Origin of the sequence: Pseudoalteromonas sp. OANN1 (genome assembly GCF_024124685.1) — a bacterium.
GTDB classification, from domain to species: Bacteria; Pseudomonadota; Gammaproteobacteria; order Enterobacterales; family Alteromonadaceae; genus Pseudoalteromonas; species Pseudoalteromonas piscicida.
Genome location: NZ_JAMXSE010000024.1, coordinates 35,700 through 52,124, shown reverse-complemented (window position 1 = coordinate 52,124; position 16,425 = coordinate 35,700). Strand labels below are relative to the sequence as shown.

Genomic DNA, 16,425 nt, shown 5'->3' with positions numbered 1-16,425 from the left:
CCTAGCTACTAAAGCTATTTCCCCGCTTCAAAATAGCTCATTTACTTAATACAATTGGTATAATACAGATCTCTGGCGCGCGATAAGGTAAATCTAAAAGCGAAAAATAGTTTTGACCTAAGGCGATCCGACGAAAGGCATTGTCGTCAAGTTCGGCGAGAATTCGACTATTGATATCGACTTCTTCTAAGTAATCGAAAAAGCGTTTATTTTTACTGGCGACGAAATCACTGCCTGGCAAAAAGCGCTCAGCATGGGCATTAATAAATTCAACATACTGCGCCTGAATTTTCGGGTCGCTAAAGTAATAGTCGTACAAAATCCGCCATGACAGATCGGCCTTTAGGTTTTTATATTGGGAGAATAACCGCTCCATGGTGTTTATGTGCAGCTCTGGATCAATTTGGTTTAACTCTTTTGAGACTCCCATGTGCATCCAAATGATATCGTTTTCTGGGTAGCGCTTTAGCACTTCCTCAAGCAAAGGCAAGTATTTGAGTGGCGCGGCGTTATCGCCTAAGTCAGCGTGCAGAGCAAGCGGAATACGCTTTTCTTTTAGCACAGCCATAAATGGCTGCCATTTTGCGATAGTCTCTTTATCTACCGCTTGATGGCCATTACCAAAGTGCGCCGCTTTGACTAAATTCACTTCTCCCATCCAACGAAATAAGTCACCAAACTCGTCTTCGAGAAGTGCCATTTTTGGCAAAATAGTCTCTGGTTTATGCAAGTCAGCAAAGGTCATAGACAAAGTAATATGCACGTTATCTGCGCCATATTTAAGATAATTGCTTGCATTTTTAAAGTCATTTTGAATGCTGGGTGAAATCAACTGGCTGTAGCAACCACGCTCACCAAAGCAGTCAGGCCTTCGCTCGTAAGTTTGACCAATGCCATAAACATTGATAAACACCACTCCCGCACGTTCTGCCCAAGTAACGAGCTTATCAAACGGGACCGCATCTCCCCTAAATGGCTGAAAATGGTGATGAGAATCAACGGCAAAATAACTAGGCTGCGTCTTGCGGTCGTAACATTGGGTATTATCTACACTAAAAGTTGCCAGCGTGCGTGTGCTAGTGGCCGAGACACTTTGGCAACCAGCCAATAAAACGGCACAACTCATGGCTATAACACTTTGTTTTACATTCATTTTTATTATCTACTGAGTCTCCTTTACCAAGGTACTTTACCACGGATAATATCCTTGTACATGACCCAGTCACCCATCAAGCTATACAGCGGATATTGAAATGTCGCAGGCTTATTTTTTTCAAAAAAGAAATGCCCCACCCAAGCAAAACCATAACCCGCGATTGGCAACAACCACAGTAAAGACCAATGTGTCGTGACAAGCGCAAAGAGCAAAATCAAGAGCACTAAGGTTGAGCCGATAAAATGCAAGCGACGGCAGGTTTTGTTTTTATGCTCCGCGAGGTAATAGGGGTAAAACGATGCAAAAGAATTGAACTCTTTGTTATTATTTTTGGTCATGAGAGTATGCGATTCGTTATTCGACTGTAATACTCAGCATAGTGCAAAGTATTTACGTTGAAAATAAAAAAGGAATGAGCGTGGCAACAGGCTCAGAAACAGTATGTTGAAACCCCTAATGATGATCACCGCTGCGATGCTGCTTCAAGCTTGCAACGACACCGCCCCAACCACCAAATCAGAGGCAACGATGAATGCACAAAGTAACATTCAATGCAGTGTGAGTAAGGGTTCCGACTCAGGTATGACCTACCCCGTTAATTTCACTTTTACCAACGCAGGCCATAATGATGAAAAGTTTCTAATTTGGCATACCCCTTTTGAAGGCTGGTGGAGCCAATTTTTAGAGGTAACACAAAATGGCAAGCCACTTAATTATCAAGGACCCATGGCGAAACGACTCGCGCCGACAGCCAATGAATTTATGACCCTAAATGCAGGGCAAAGTAAAAGCGTAGAATTAGATTTAGCACTGGCTTATGAGATAAACACCACACAGCCCATTACCATCACCTATCACAATCAGCTCAGTCATGCCAATGCATTAAAAGCGTCATGTAGTACGGTATTAGAATAGAACCGATATCAGCACCGTGTCTCAGCTCGTAGGTCGGCTTTTAAGCCGACAACTTAACCCCACAACCAACAACCAACAACCAACAACCAACAACCAACAACCAACAACCAACAACCAACAACCAACAACCAACTACAAAACCAAAACCCCAACATCAAGGTCTTGAAATTTGGATCACGACTCGACGGTTCTTACCGCGACCAATAGCATTGTCGTTGGTATCAATATGGCGCTTTTCGCCAAAGCCATCGGTCATAATCTTATTCTCTTCAACCCCTAAGCTCGCCATATATGATTTAATCGCCTCGGCACGTTTCTTTGACAACCTCAGGTTGGTATCACGGCCGCCATAACTATCGCTATAGGCCGAAATATAAATTTGCTCAATTTTCGGGTCATTTTTAAGATATTCGCCGATCATATCCAAGCGTTTACGTGACGATTTTGTCAGTTCGCTGGAGTTTTTCTTGTAATTCATCACCGTAAAAGCAATGTCTTCAAAGCTATATGGCAACAAGTTATCGCGACATTGTAAGAACGCCCAATATGCCTGTTTAAAGTTCACTGACGACAAAGAAACCGAGATTTTATCTACGTCGTTGTGCCAATCTTTATAATAAAAAGTAGGAAAGTAGCCCTTTTCAAGCTCAGTCAGCAACTGCCACGCGACGTCATTTTCAAGTTCACCGTCAAATTTTTTCAGTAATTTCATTTGCCCGATACTTCTTGCCGGTTTGCCGGCTCGCCAAAGCGGTGGCACCGATTCAAGTCCTGCAAAATCGTAACTTTCAGGACGTACCATCATATCTAGGTTAAAGGTTAAGTCTTTATTTTTACTGGCATTACTTGAAAATATAGCTTCACCGTAATACGGGACTTCATGATTAAGCGCACAACTCAAACGATTGTTTTGGTCAACATTCCAATGTGATGAATCAGCTTCGGCAGCGTATTGCCGCATTGCAGCCTCGCTATTAAAGGTGATGGCGCATAACGATATACCAACCCAACCTACTGATTTATATAACTTGATCACCCCACACCTCACAACATCAACCATTAATCTACACTCGCTCAGCACGCCAAAAACTAGAGATTGTCTCTACCAATTCGCGCTATTTAGAGTTAAGCAATAAATGTACCATACTAAGCGCTCTCAAGCTGCTCGCTTCTTGTCTAGGTATCAGTATAATAGGCCGCTAAATTTCACAAACCAAGAAGATTATGTCTGATACCGAGCAAACGCTATTTTCAAAACGCTTTCGCGGCTTCTTTCCTGTAGTTATCGACGTGGAAACCGCTGGCTTTAATAAAGATACTGACGCCCTACTAGAAATTGCCGTCAGTATGTTAAAAATGGACGATGACGGGGTATTAAGCTTAGATCAGACAGTACACTTTCATGTTGCGCCTTTTGAAGGCGCAAATATTGAGCAAGCTGCGATTGACTTTAATGGCATTGATCCATTTTCACCACTCAGAGGTGCAGTTGCAGAAGATGAAGTGCTGAAAGAAATTTGCAAAGCCGTGCGTAAAGCCCAAAAAGCCGCAGGCTGTCAGCGCTCCGTTGTCGTCGCCCATAATGCCGCTTTTGATCACGGCTTTTTAAATGCAGCGATTGAGCGTAACAAGATAAAGCGCACGCCTTTTCACCCGTTTGTCAGTTTTGATACCACATCACTTGCTGGGCTTGCTCTAGGCCAAACGGTGCTTGCAAAGGCGTGTCGTGCAGCGGGTATCGAGTTCGATAACAGTCAAGCACACAGCGCACTTTACGACACAGAACGCACCGCAGAGCTCTTTTGCTACATAGTCAACAAGTGGCAAGCATTAGGTGGCTGGCCATTACCAGAGCCTGAAGCCGAGTCAGAACCTGAGTCAACAACCGACACCGAATAATAAAAATGCCAGCAAATCCAGCTGGCATTTTTATAAGTGCTCGTTTTTACGCTATTTCTGCGGTTTTGGCAGTCGTAAACTGTTGCATGATCTTACCTTCATGCAATTTAACGAAATTAGGCGGGTAAATTCGCGAAAACAGCTTAGTGTCTTTCGCTATTTTTACTTCAGTTCCGGGGTGCATTAGCTCATTGACTGTGATTCGACTCAATCGTGCTAATCGATGTATTTTTTGCTGTATTAAACTGATGTTACGCTGATTACGGCGATAATGCTTGTTTATCTGCGCTTCGCTGTGCTGCAACTTGGCAAGATATGCATCTCGTTTTTGCGATTGCGGCGACGCCTGTGCTTTATTCATAGCTTGTTTAATATCGATGACTTTGGACGCCAGCACCTTTTCCAGCTCCACTAATTCTCGGTGCTTATCGTGCAAACTATCCCAGTCTTGGGCTAGTGAAATACGTGTTCTTGTGCCTGAAGGTGCCCCAAGTTCACCCGTTTCTATACGCATGGCATCCAATACATTTCCGCCAATCAGTTTGCCTCTGGGGGTTTCACCTTTACCTACTTTGATTAAACGCTTGGAAGCCAGGTCACAATGCAAAGCTTGACGTTCAATGAGAATATCTTGTTCACTTTCAATTCGACAGTACTGCGCATAACCTAACGAAACACTGCGCTTTGCTTTAATTGAACATGAAAAAGGTTCACCTTCAGTGCGCTTGCGGCCTATCGTGCCAAGCATTATCGTGACCGCGCTACCACTTTCAAGAATAGCCGACTCCACAAAACCAATAACAGTAATATCGCCCGAAGCCTTAACCCGCATTCCATCTTTAATATCACCGCTCACAATCACGCTGCCATCAAACTCAACATGCCCAGTCGTCACATCAATGTTTTCATAGCACAGCACATCGTCAACGCGCATGCCTCGAGGAATGGCTACAGGCACCCCCTTTGAATCGGCAATAAGCAGGTTTTTATCGTTGGGGTCGAGCTTGGTGCCTTCTGACACCTCAAGTGGTGCATCTTTGCCTGGTTTTGGATCAATCACATCACCAAACACGGTATAACCCGGCTCGCCTTCAGTTGGCGGGACTTTTTTCATTAATGGGCTGCCCGGCTTTACGGTGATAATAGCACCTAAGTTGCGCATATCGACCTTACCGCCGCTCGATTCTTGCGGGCTGAGTACTCTGTCCTGCGCTGTCATACACAGGCGCACAAACCGTGCGTCGTTGCCATCTTTGGCTCGTTGACCATGCGCAACAATACCATTGTAAGTGTGTCCAGGAGGGAGTTCTAACTGCTGACCGAGAAGGTTATCGAGGGCTTTGCCACTGACGCCTTTTTTAATACCCGCTTGTTTTAACGCTTGTTTGGCCTTGTTCATACAAACCAGCTTACCACCACGGGCTGTGATCACTCTCGCTTCAGCAAGCATGTTGCCTTCTTCAATACGCACAGAAATAGACGCATCGATGGCACGAGCCACAATCAGCGAGTCCTGCTCGGGCGCCTCACTTGCGGTAAATAATTGGCCGATATTGGCATGAATGATTTCAAAATCCGCATATGGCGACCCCTCTATCATCTCAACTAGCTGAGACGAGCTCGCCGGAAATCCGGATTCCACAGGATGAGAGAGTAAGTAGACATAGCCCTCATCCTCATCAAAACGAAATAATGACATTCATCAACCCTGAAAAGTATGCACGATCTTATTGTTATGTTGTTATTTTTAATGCAGCGAACTCATTTGAGCATAACTTCGCCAAATTGTTAAGCTTAACATTACCTGAACTGCTACAAATTATAAATGAATGTAAATCATTCTGTGCATTAAAAATACAACTTATTATTTTCCTTGGATTTATCGACTTTACGGTGCAAAACTTTAGATAAACTTTAGGGTTTCGAGCCAAATGGCGGCAAATTCATAACTAAGTATTACTCTGTTTTACACTTGCCGCTTTATAGGGTAATTTCATCTTTCATGAAGGACATAACTTTTAGGGACAGTCATGACAAAGCACGTACATCTTAGTTTTATCGACACCAACTTTATTAACACGCTTACGCCTGTACTCGACCACAATATCGACTCAGATGAAATACTCTATTTAATAGAATCTCAACAACAACAAAATCTTGAAGATATTAAAAGAGTGCTGGGGCCAAGAGGGGTGAAAGTACATCATGCCCTTATTCCTACCAGCCGAGATAGTGACACCTTAATCGACAGCTTCCACCAACTCATTGACACCCTCATTAGCGAACAACCAGATACCCAGTTTGTGTTTAATGCCAGTTGCGGCGACCGCCAACACTTACTTGCAATGTATGAGGTGATCCGCGCCTATCCAATTGAATGTTTTATCATTGAGCCCGAGCGCGACGAACTCCACTGGCTTGTACCAACAGAGCGAACTAACACCATCCTTGCCGATAAACTAAAAATACGCGACTTTTTTAACCTCATCGACGGCGATATCACCGAAATTGCCAATGAGGGGGTGGTTGATATTCGCTATCGCCAGCTCGGTGCCAAATGGGCAACCAGTCAAACGGATTTTAGCCATGCCCTAGCCCAGCTCAACTACCTCGCTGCCAGCAGTGAAGATCATGCACTTATTAGTGAGCCTTTGAGTCGCAGCCAAATGAATAGCCCAAGTTTACAAACACTCATTGACGATTTAGAAGATGCTAACATCGCCACAAGGCAAGACGACAAATTAAAGTTTGCTAATGAAGGCGCTCGCTTTTTTGCCAACGGTGGCTGGCTAGAAGAATATGTTTACGCCACGCTCCTCAGCCTAAAAAAAGAACTCACCATTTTACAAGATGTCGCCCAAGGCGTTGCGATTAAACGTCGCGTGGGGCAAGGCTATGTCAATAACGAGCTAGATATTGTAGCGCTCGCCAACAATAAGCTTCACCTCATTGAATGCAAAACCAAAAAGTTTAGTAAAGGGGAAGGCAACCAAGTGATTTATAAACTTGATTCCCTCAGCGAACTGTTTGGCGGCGTACAAGCAAGAGGCCTACTAGTGAGCTATCAAGGTATTAGAACTTCAGAAAGACTACGCGCCAAAGCGCTAGAAATTGGCCTGATCTGCGAAGACGACCTTGGCCAACTCAAAGATAGACTACGCAACTGGTTGCGCGGAGCGTAAACACAAAAGGCAACATATCCAGCGTTTGTTGGCGCTGCGTTTATCGCCCCTACAAACACATAAAATACAAAGAAATGTGCCTTGTTTGTATGATTGAGCAATTTTTTAAGTTGTTTTTGTAATCGAGTAACCGCTCTCCAATTTTATGCCGTGCACCTTGATTCGTCCATGAAGCGCTAACCGCTTCGGCCGTCCAATTCGTAGCAGATATCTGATTTAAGAGAGTCGCGACGTAAAGTCATAACCACGCCAGCCCCGTAGCAGCGGGTTTATCCCGCGATAGGAACTGTAAAACCAATTAAAGATATCTAATCTAAAAGATTCGCGACGTAAAGTCGCTGCTACGGGCTATGTGCCCAACTGCTCCCTCTACGTACATAGATTTAAACCCATAATATTAAACCAAACCAATACCCTAGGTTTATTGAGCCACTTTTGGGCATAAACTTTGCTAAAGTTGTTATACATATTTCAGAAGGATTTGCTAAATGAAAGTTCAACACCAGGCAATGCTATATAATCAGGCTCAGGTGCGACGCGCGCAATCAATCGAAAATGAAGCGAAGGGAAGCGTTTTGCCAGCATCAGAGGCAACAGATAGCCATACCAAAGAAGTGCAATTCGACTTTACCCATATCACCAAAAAAGAGCTTTCTCAAGCATCCAAAGCGCTGTATGACGAAGGAATATTGGATTTAGGGCAGCATGCTTCGCTTTCTTTACATTATTTTGCTGTTGAGCAAGGTCTAAGTCAGAGGAGTGGACTCCCCTCTCCTGCCGACATTTCACAAGCCGAGAATGAAAAAATCGACGTTATCGCCATACAAAAGGCCAGATTAAGAGAGGCCCGTCGGAGTGGCCGCTCAGAAACAGAAATTCAATTCTCTGAAAAGCTGCTCAAGACTTTAGAGAACTATCAATATGGTGGTAAAGGACGATTCTTTGCAAGTGCCTAGTCGCACAAATCAAAAGCCAACCCATTATACATATATTAAACGCTTACGGTCTTGTTCAGCAATCGGCGAGTAATTAATCAAACACGCCTCTGCTTCGTTAAATCATCAGCAAATGGCATGATAAGCCATTGTAATGACATTAATCCTATGTATAATGCGAGACATAGTTAGTTGTTAGATGTATAGACACTAACAGTACTGAATTTATTCAGGGGCTGATTAGGATTCGACGGGATTCAAGAAGCCTAAGGTGCATGTCGAGGTGCGGCTGGCCTCGTAAAAAAGCCGTATTTAAAGTAATCGCAAACGACGATAACTACGCTCTAGCGGCATAATAGCCCGCTAGCACTCCTCCATGATATTCTTGTGGATCTGGTTCTGGAGTGTCACCCTACACAAGATCGCTACGGAAACCCTGGCCGGGGTTGAAGGGCTAAAATTAAGCGGCCTCGCCTTTACTTATCGTGTTCGTCCGAGATTTAAAGGTTAACCAAAAGACGATACTAAACATGTAGGACCGAAGGTCGACGCTTTCCGGACGGGGGTTCAAATCCCCCCAGCTCCACCAAATTTTAGCGTTTTAAAACAGCCAGTTAGAGCAGCATGCTTTGACTGGCTTTTTTTTTCAGGGGCAAATATCCTAAAAAGTGTCCACATCGTGACCACATTTATATAAAGCCCAAACTCCGCATATTTATTTTAGCTTTTAAGGCTACGGGAATTAGCTAGCCTTAATCTACAATTTATCCAAATAGCAATTCAAAATATGTCTTTCATGAGCTAATTTAGATATAAATTCAGCGTTGTCACTTCGCCGCAATCACTATCAATTCTATGCTATCTGGACTAACATATTGGTTAGATTTAAAGCGTAAGGAATATAGCGTGTCGTTAGCGAATGCTCACACAGTTCGCCAGAGCCGATTTTTGCCACTTGTTGCTGCACTACTCGTGTTAGTTGGCAGTATGCTTTATGGGCTGGTGTTATATGAGCAAGAAAAGGAGCATCATGCTGAAAAGGTAACAGCGGCACTTGCCTCACGACTTGATCATGTAACTGAGGGGGTAAACGAGCGCGTTACGCTGTATTGGTACGGTATTTTGGGGCTTCGCACTGCAATTTATGCGAATCAACAACACAGCTTTGACTATCAGGCGATGCAGCGTTATATAAGTTCGTTTGACTTCCAAGCGGAATATTCTGGGGCTCGTGGCGTGGGGATCATCAAATATGTCCCCGTCGATGACGTAAGTAGCTTTGTGCAACAAGCACAAGCTGAGCGTACTGACAGAGCGTTCTCCATAAAAACGCTAAACCCACATAACACCAGCAAATTTGTTATTCAGTATATCGAGCCCGAAGTAAACAATGATAAAGCCGTGGGCTTGGATATAGGCTCCGAAGCTAGTCGCAGAACGGCAGCAATAGAAGCAGCAACTACCAATGAACCAAGGCTTACCGCTCCAATTACCTTAGTACAAGCCGACAATAAAATTAAATATGGCTTTTTGATCCTCGCCCCAATTTATACCTCTATTGGTATGGCAGCAAATGAAGAAAATCGCTTAGACAACTTAGTTGGTTGGACTTATTCCCCGTTACTTATCGATGAAATCCTGTCAACTTTGTTGTCTTTTCGACAAGATGTTTCGATTCAAATTTCCGATGTAACCAATAACGATGAAAACACGCCATTTTATCAGGTGCTAAAAGAAGATGTTAAAGAGTTGGATAACTCAGTGGCTAAACAGGTCAACTTGTTCGGTCGTGCTTGGGAAGTAAAAATTTGGCCAACTCCGCAGTTTATCCGTTCACTCAATCTCGTCTCTCCTGATACCATTTTACAGGTCGCGTTGCTGGTCTCTGCGCTATTGGCAATCATCACTTATATTTTACTTTTAAGCTTTACGCGTCAGCGTCTAGCAGAAAAGGAAAAGCTAGCAGCCGAAGAAGAAAGAGCACAATCTCTTGCTAAACTGAACTCGTCATTAGAACAGGAAGTAAAAGCACGAACTAAAGAAATCGTAAAATACAGCCAACTTCACACCAGCATTGTTGAAGGTTCGGGTTATGCCATTGTTGCCACCGATCCTGACGGTATCATTACTCAGTTTAACCCTGCAGCCGAGCGTTTACTGGGGTACAAAAAAGATGAACTCATTGGTAAATCATCCCCTGCCATTTTCCATCTTGAGGAAGAGGTCGTAGAAAGAGCAAAAGCGTTAACTGAAGAGCTTGGCAGTGTCATTGAACCTGGATTTGAAGTCTTTGTCGCCAAAGCTAAGCAAGGTGTGGTAGATACTAGCCGATGGACTTACGTCACTAAGCAAAACCAATACGTGCAAATTAAGCTGAATGTAACGACATTGACCGACGAACGTGGCAATGTTGATGGCTTTTTAGGTATAGCATTAGATCTCACCGAGCAGCTTAAGCACGAACGAGAACTCTCGCACGCCAAAGAAGCAGCTGAGCAAGCAGCTAAGGCAAAAGCCGTCTTTTTGGCGAATATGAGTCATGAAATACGAACCCCCATGAACGGCTTATACGGTACATTACAACTCTTAAAGTCGGAACCACTCAACAGCACCGCCTCTAACCTGCTTGAGAAAGCCACCTACTCAGTTAAGGCACTTAACACCATCATCAACGATATTTTGGATTTCTCTAAAATTGAAGCCGGTAGAATTGAGCTTGAAGAACGGCCATTTAATATTGAGGTGTTGGTTGAACATCTACGCTCAGACTTCTTAGTGTTGGCAAAAAATAAAGGGTTAAAGCTTAAGATCCACGTTGAACTTGAGCATAAGTTTTGGCTTGGAGATGAGGTCAGAGTCAGGCAAGTGTTGCTTAACCTCTTGTCAAACTCCATTAAGTTTACTGAAACTGGCAGTATTATTACCCATATAAAACCGCTTCAAAATGATTCAGGTATGCTTATTACCGTAGCCGACACTGGCATTGGGATGACAGAAGCCACAATCAACAAACTCTTTTCACGATTTGAGCAGGCAGATAAGTCCACCACTAGAAAATTTGGTGGTACGGGACTTGGTCTTTCTATCACTCGCTCTCTAATTGACCTGATGGGCGGTACGATTAAAGTAGAGAGTACCGTTGGAAAAGGCAGTCTATTTAGCATCGAGTTGCCTATGCAAAAGTCTGAGATAACCTCAGAGCAACCAACAACCGACCAGCTGACCGCAGCTGACTTGAGCGGCACATCCATATTGCTGGCTGAGGATAACCCAGTAAATCAGCTAGTAGTGCGCTCTATGATCAGTAAAGCCAATGGTGATATTGCGATTGCGAATAATGGCAAAGAGTCTATTGAACAATTTGAGCTAAACAAACCCGACTTAATACTTATGGACATCCAAATGCCAGAGATGGATGGCGTTGAGGCTTGCAAACGTCTTAAGAGTAAAGATCCTAATATCCCCATCATCGCATTAACTGCAAATGCTTTTCCGGAAGACAAAGCCTTGTATGAGCGCGTCGGATTTGATGGTTATGTTGCCAAACCCATAGAGCAGCTTGAGCTTATCAATACCATCGCGACCGTACTCGCACATAGCCGAAATATGCAGTAATTTTTACAGATATGAGAACATTCTGCGGTTAGCGGTTAGCGGTTACAAACTTAATCGTTTAACAAAGCTCGTGTACCTTTTTTGATTTACTGATAAAATAATCACCTCTACTCATCTGCAAGGATCGATCACCATGAAATACGCTAGATCGTTTTTACTCAGTTTATTCATCGCGTTTTTAGCGTTCGAAGCGTCGGCCAAATGCGATAAAACTTTGCGTGTAGGAATGAACGAAACGCAGTGGCCTCCCTATATTTCTCGCAGCGGAGGTAATGTCTCTGGTATAGAAATTAATGCGCTAAATACCTTGTTTAACGATTCATCTTATTGCTTGAAATATGTATTTTATCCCACCTCATCAAGAATGCTAACGGAGCTAAAAACAGGCAAAGTAGATTTAGTGGTGGCCGCGACCAAAACCGCAACGAGAGCTAAGTTTGCGTACTTTACTACACCTTACCGCCAAGAAGTCATGGCATTATTCCAACATAAAGACAAACCAAAAATTGGCGGCGAAGTCGAGTCGTTGATACTTGCAGGAAACACATTTGCACTGAATGCTGGCAGCTACTACGGTATGGCCTTTGAAAAACTGATCCAAGACCTTTATAACGATCAGCTGGTTCACCTGCCCAATGCCGCTCGTCGCTTTAAAATGTTGAGTAAACAGCGAGTTGACTATGTTGTTGAAGATAAGCTCGCGGGCGAACACTTTATTCAAACCAAAGAGTATACCGATGTTATCTATTCAGGTATCGACGCGAATAAAACACCTGTTAGCTATATGCTTAGCAAAGTCAGTTTAACTACTGAAGATCTTGAAAACATCAATCGGCTAATTGACTTGCACCAAAGCGAACTCAGCAATTTGTTTTCTTTTCATCAAGTTCCCGCTCCCTATTCATAACTAAAGAGGCGACCTCTACATTGTTGCTTATCTTTGTATAATGCTGTTTATCGTAATTGATTTGGAACTATTTGTTACTGCCGACTACAGTTAATAGATGCGCCAAAATGTGGTTGGGGTTTGCTTGGTTCGGTTTTTACTCTTTGTAACTTGTACATTTTATTTTTGCCAACACGCGTTGGCGAAAGACTTTTCATATTTTGAAAGTAAGCTAGACGAGGCCAGCGACTATTTAACGGTTAACCCTGCACAATCACTGATTATTCTCGACGGTTTAGAGCAATTGCAAGATGTACCTGTACCTTTATTTATTCAGTGGCACTTGCTGAGCGCTCGTGCCTCTGTACCAACAAATAAAGTAGATAGGCTCTATACCTCAATAAACGCGACCTTTTTTTATCCAGATGACATGTTTTTTAAAGCAAACCTCCCTACCATTTTAAGCGCACTTGGGATTTGGTTACGCCGACAGGAGTACCTTGATGATGCTGATACTAGCCTCAAGTGTGCCTACAAATATGCAGAAAATGACCGCCAACGGCTTACGCTAACTAACAGTATGGCGCTAGTTGCCCGCAACCAAGATGACTATCAAAAAGCGAGAACATTGTATGCCAAGGCACGCAAATTGGCTGAGGAGTTAAAACAAACCCCAGTACTTGCGATGATCGAAAGCAACTTAGGTAGCCTCGCGCTTGATCAAGGCCGAATATTTGAAGCCGAGCAGTATTTTCGTCATGCCCTGTTGGGTTATCAAGCTGTTGATAAACGCTCGGGTCAAATCTCAGCGGGCATTAACTTGATGTTTGTCTTTCTTATTCAAAAGCAAATCGTCAACTACGAACGTTTACAAGGGCCCACATCTACCCTAACTACAGCTTTTCCAAACGAATCAAAACAAGCTTGGCTACAATGGCTTGAGGCGCGTTATAAACAACTCGAAGGAGAAATGCCCAACCAAAACACTAAGCAAGCGTTACAACTGGCATATACCCAGTTAGAAAGCGATAAAGTAAAACTGCTAGTACATAGATATTTAGCAAAAGAATTAGGCGTCGAAGTCACTGCCCCCCTCCCCATCACAGCCAAGTCTTTTTCCAGTCCTTGGTTTGATAAAGTGAAACAGTGTAGTTGGTAAGCGCATACACTCGTTACTAAACGCAAAAAGCCGCTCAATGAGCGGCTTTTTCAAATTGGATTTGCTTATTCAGCGGCCTTAGACACCATCACCATTGCAGGGCGCAATAGACGGCCGTTTAAGGTATAACCTTTTTGCATCACAGCAAGCACTGTATTTGGTGATACATCATTGCTCGGCTGAATTGACATTGCTTGGTGTAGCTCTGGGTTAAATGTTTCACCCTGTGGATTTACCGCTTCAACACCGAATTTAGCTAAGGCATCGGCAAATGTCTTGATAGTCATATCGATACCTTCAAGCACAGGCTTTAGCGTTTCGTTTTCTTTGTCAGAAAACTCAATCGCACGCTCTAGGTTATCAATTACAGGTAGTAATTCGTTTGAGAACTTTTCTAGTGCGAATTTGTGTGCTTTTTCAACGTCCTGCGCGGCACGGCGACGAACATTTTCAAGCTCAGCAGCGGCGCGAACAACGCTATCTTTTTGTGAGTCGATAGTTTGCTTAGCGGTTTCAAGCTCAGCATACAGACCAGCGATTTCTTCTTCTGGGCTCAACTCACCCGCATTTTCTGCCTGCTCTTCCTGCGTTTGTTGTTCTGCTTGCGCTTCTACAACTTCTGCTTCCGCTTGTGTTTGTTCAAGCTCTTGCTCTGGGGCTTTTGTCTGCTCAGACATGTGATGATTCTCCGATTCTTTACAACTGCGGTAATTATGGGGATTGAAATGAGAGTTTCAACCCTTTATTGCGGCAATTTTTTGAATTCTGACAAGATGGCTTCGATCTTTGAATCCGCAGGACAAATGACGCAAAAGCGACTTTGATATTCTCCTTTGGAGAAATACGGCACACTGAGCACCACTACGCGATGTAAACCGAGCATACTTAGCTCTTCGCCAAGTAACACGGATACGCCGTCTTTAAACGCTAAGCGGTCTTCAACTTGGTCTAAAAATCCGACGCCAAGATTAATCTCTCTATCCAACTCTAAGCGGTTATATAAGTAGCGCTCACCGACCACAATTGCATTATCTGAGCCTAATTGCTGACTTAACTGCTTAGTCCACTGGGCCAAAATATGATGACAACTCGGCGGTGCACTGTGTGCCATGGCGCGCATTCGGTGCAACCCTTCAACTAAAGTTTGTTGACTGAATACAGTATTCATCCAAGCCGCGAACTGGTAACGCAACGCGTCGGAGTCATCTACGGGTTTATCAATACAAATATTGTGTGATTGCCCCGCTCTGTCTAACAGTAGGACCAGCCAATTTTTACGATCAAAATCGAGTACTTCCACACGGAACATTTGTTTGCTGCTAACTTGTGGTAATCCCACGCAGCAACAGACCTGAAAGTTTTGGCTCAATAAATGGGCAAAAGAGACTATTGCGGATTGATCTGGTTGCCAATGAACGGCAACATCAGCCAGAGGAAAAAACTCCTGTAGCCAGAATTTTACACCTTGGTCGGTGGGCACGCGGCCAGCTGACGTGTGCGGCGAATACAATAAGCCTTGATTTTCAAGTCTTGCCATTGCATTGCGTACGGTTGCAGAACAAATAGCAAGGCCGTCCTGCTTTGCTATTTTGCTGGATGCAACAGGCTGCCCTTCACCATTACAATAATGGCGCATGACCGCACACAGAATTTGTTCATCTCTGGGATTTAGTTTCATAATTATTTTAATATGGGTGTCAATTGCCAGTTTCAAGCACTACGCTTTTAATATAATCTTGCAACAAAGATACCAAGGACAAATGACTGAATGACGACCACGTTTAACACCATCGGCTTAATTGGCAAACCCAACCACGAAGGCGCGGGGACGACCTTACAACGACTCTACACATTTTTGCAAGCATTAGGATATGAAGTACTCGTAGAAGATCGCGTTGCGGAGCAAATAAAGTCGTTAGACGAAGACGCTGTTGTCGAGTTAGTTGAACTAGGTAAACGTTGCGACCTTGCTATTGTTGTTGGTGGTGACGGTAACATGCTTGGTGCAGCAAGAGTACTTGCTCGTTTTGATGTCGCCGTGATTGGAGTTAACCGCGGTAACTTAGGCTTTTTGACAGATTTGAACCCCGAAGGCTTTGAAGCGCAGCTAGAAGCGGTGTTGAGTGGCCAATTTATTGAAGAATCGAGATTTCTGTTGGAGGTGGCAGTATACCGACATCACCAACTTAAAAGCGCAAATTTAGCAATGAACGAAGCCGTATTACACGCTGATAAAGTTGCACATATGATTGAATTTGAGGCTTTTATCGATGACGACTTTGTATTTTCTCAGCGCTCAGACGGTTTAATTGTCTCGACGCCAACGGGGTCAACCGCTTACTCGCTTTCGGGTGGTGGGCCTATTTTAACCCCCGAACTCGACGCTATTTCACTGGTGCCTATGTTTCCGCATACTTTATCTAGCAGACCTTTAGTGGTGGATGCAGAAAAAGAAGTAAAACTTAAGTTAAGTCTAGAAAACACCGACAGCTTACAAGTGAGTTGTGACAGTCATGTTGTACTGGCAGTGCTACCCGGTGACGAAGTTATCATCAAAAAAGCGGAGAAAAGACTAAGATTGATACATCCCAAATGCTACTCCTACTACAATGTTCTTAGACAGAAATTAAATTGGGGCAGTAGGCTTTACTAAGTCCACAAAGTTACGCAAAATAACC

Annotated in this window: 14 protein-coding genes and 1 other RNA gene; 9 read left to right on the top strand and 6 right to left on the bottom strand. The window is 43.7% G+C overall.

Going from position 1 to position 16,425, the window contains the following annotated elements:
- Positions 1-37: 37 nt before the first annotated feature.
- Together NH462_RS17930 and NH462_RS17925 are read right to left on the bottom strand one after the other, a co-directional pair.
- Positions 38-1,153: an amidohydrolase family protein gene (locus tag NH462_RS17930; RefSeq protein WP_010375442.1), complete on the bottom strand. Its 1,116-nt coding sequence runs from the start codon at positions 1,151-1,153 to the stop codon at positions 38-40.
- Positions 1,154-1,176: 23 nt separating this feature from the next.
- On the bottom strand, positions 1,177-1,494 hold the full coding sequence (locus NH462_RS17925) for a DUF962 domain-containing protein (protein WP_010375440.1): 318 nt from the start codon (positions 1,492-1,494) through the stop codon (positions 1,177-1,179).
- Between the two features lie 103 nt (positions 1,495-1,597).
- On the opposite strand from NH462_RS17925, the gene NH462_RS17920 reads away from it, so the two are divergent.
- Positions 1,598-2,071, top strand: coding sequence for a hypothetical protein (locus NH462_RS17920; RefSeq protein ID WP_019647456.1), 474 nt, complete (start codon positions 1,598-1,600; stop codon positions 2,069-2,071).
- A gap of 154 nt (positions 2,072-2,225) precedes the next feature.
- Here the strand turns inward: NH462_RS17920 and NH462_RS17915 are convergent, their stop codons facing one another.
- Entirely contained in the window at positions 2,226-3,131 is a 906-nt protein-coding gene (locus NH462_RS17915) for an OmpA family protein (protein WP_010375438.1), read from the bottom strand.
- Positions 3,132-3,295: 164 nt separating this feature from the next.
- Here NH462_RS17915 and rnt point away from each other — a divergent pair, with 164 nt between their 5' ends.
- Positions 3,296-3,970, top strand: coding sequence for a ribonuclease T (gene rnt, locus NH462_RS17910; protein ID WP_010375437.1), 675 nt, complete (start codon positions 3,296-3,298; stop codon positions 3,968-3,970).
- A 46-nt stretch (positions 3,971-4,016) separates the two neighbouring features.
- Here rnt and NH462_RS17905 read toward each other — a convergent pair whose 3' ends face one another.
- Positions 4,017-5,669 (bottom strand): FapA family protein, encoded by a 1,653-nt coding sequence (locus NH462_RS17905; protein WP_253106989.1) that lies wholly within the window; start codon positions 5,667-5,669, stop codon positions 4,017-4,019.
- Positions 5,670-6,000: 331 nt separating this feature from the next.
- Here NH462_RS17905 and NH462_RS17900 point away from each other — a divergent pair, with 331 nt between their 5' ends.
- The 6 genes from NH462_RS17900 (at position 6,001) to NH462_RS17875 (ending at position 13,747) form a co-directional block, all read left to right on the top strand.
- Positions 6,001-7,152, top strand: a complete 1,152-nt coding sequence (locus NH462_RS17900; RefSeq protein WP_253106987.1) for a DUF1887 family CARF protein — start codon at positions 6,001-6,003, stop codon at positions 7,150-7,152.
- A 488-nt stretch (positions 7,153-7,640) separates the two neighbouring features.
- Positions 7,641-8,108, top strand: coding sequence for a hypothetical protein (locus NH462_RS17895; RefSeq protein ID WP_253106985.1), 468 nt, complete (start codon positions 7,641-7,643; stop codon positions 8,106-8,108).
- 211 nt (positions 8,109-8,319) lie between these two features.
- Positions 8,320-8,676: a transfer-messenger RNA gene (gene ssrA / locus NH462_RS17890) on the top strand.
- Between the two features lie 317 nt (positions 8,677-8,993).
- On the top strand, positions 8,994-11,702 hold the full coding sequence (locus tag NH462_RS17885) for a CHASE domain-containing protein (RefSeq protein ID WP_253106983.1): 2,709 nt from the start codon (positions 8,994-8,996) through the stop codon (positions 11,700-11,702).
- A gap of 133 nt (positions 11,703-11,835) precedes the next feature.
- Positions 11,836-12,609 (top strand): transporter substrate-binding domain-containing protein, encoded by a 774-nt coding sequence (locus NH462_RS17880; protein WP_253106981.1) that lies wholly within the window; start codon positions 11,836-11,838, stop codon positions 12,607-12,609.
- A 97-nt stretch (positions 12,610-12,706) separates the two neighbouring features.
- Positions 12,707-13,747 (top strand): tetratricopeptide repeat protein, encoded by a 1,041-nt coding sequence (locus NH462_RS17875; protein ID WP_253106980.1) that lies wholly within the window; start codon positions 12,707-12,709, stop codon positions 13,745-13,747.
- 65 nt (positions 13,748-13,812) lie between these two features.
- Here NH462_RS17875 and grpE read toward each other — a convergent pair whose 3' ends face one another.
- Together grpE and NH462_RS17865 are read right to left on the bottom strand one after the other, a co-directional pair.
- Entirely contained in the window at positions 13,813-14,424 is a 612-nt protein-coding gene (gene grpE, locus NH462_RS17870; protein WP_010375425.1) for a nucleotide exchange factor GrpE, read from the bottom strand.
- A 65-nt stretch (positions 14,425-14,489) separates the two neighbouring features.
- Positions 14,490-15,425, bottom strand: a complete 936-nt coding sequence (locus NH462_RS17865; protein WP_171039494.1) for an HrcA family transcriptional regulator — start codon at positions 15,423-15,425, stop codon at positions 14,490-14,492.
- A gap of 90 nt (positions 15,426-15,515) precedes the next feature.
- On the opposite strand from NH462_RS17865, the gene nadK reads away from it, so the two are divergent.
- The gene (gene nadK, locus NH462_RS17860) at positions 15,516-16,400 is read left to right on the top strand and encodes an NAD(+) kinase (protein ID WP_017217984.1); all 885 of its coding nucleotides are present in this window, start codon (positions 15,516-15,518) and stop codon (positions 16,398-16,400) included.
- The last annotated feature ends 25 nt before the right edge of the window (positions 16,401-16,425 follow it).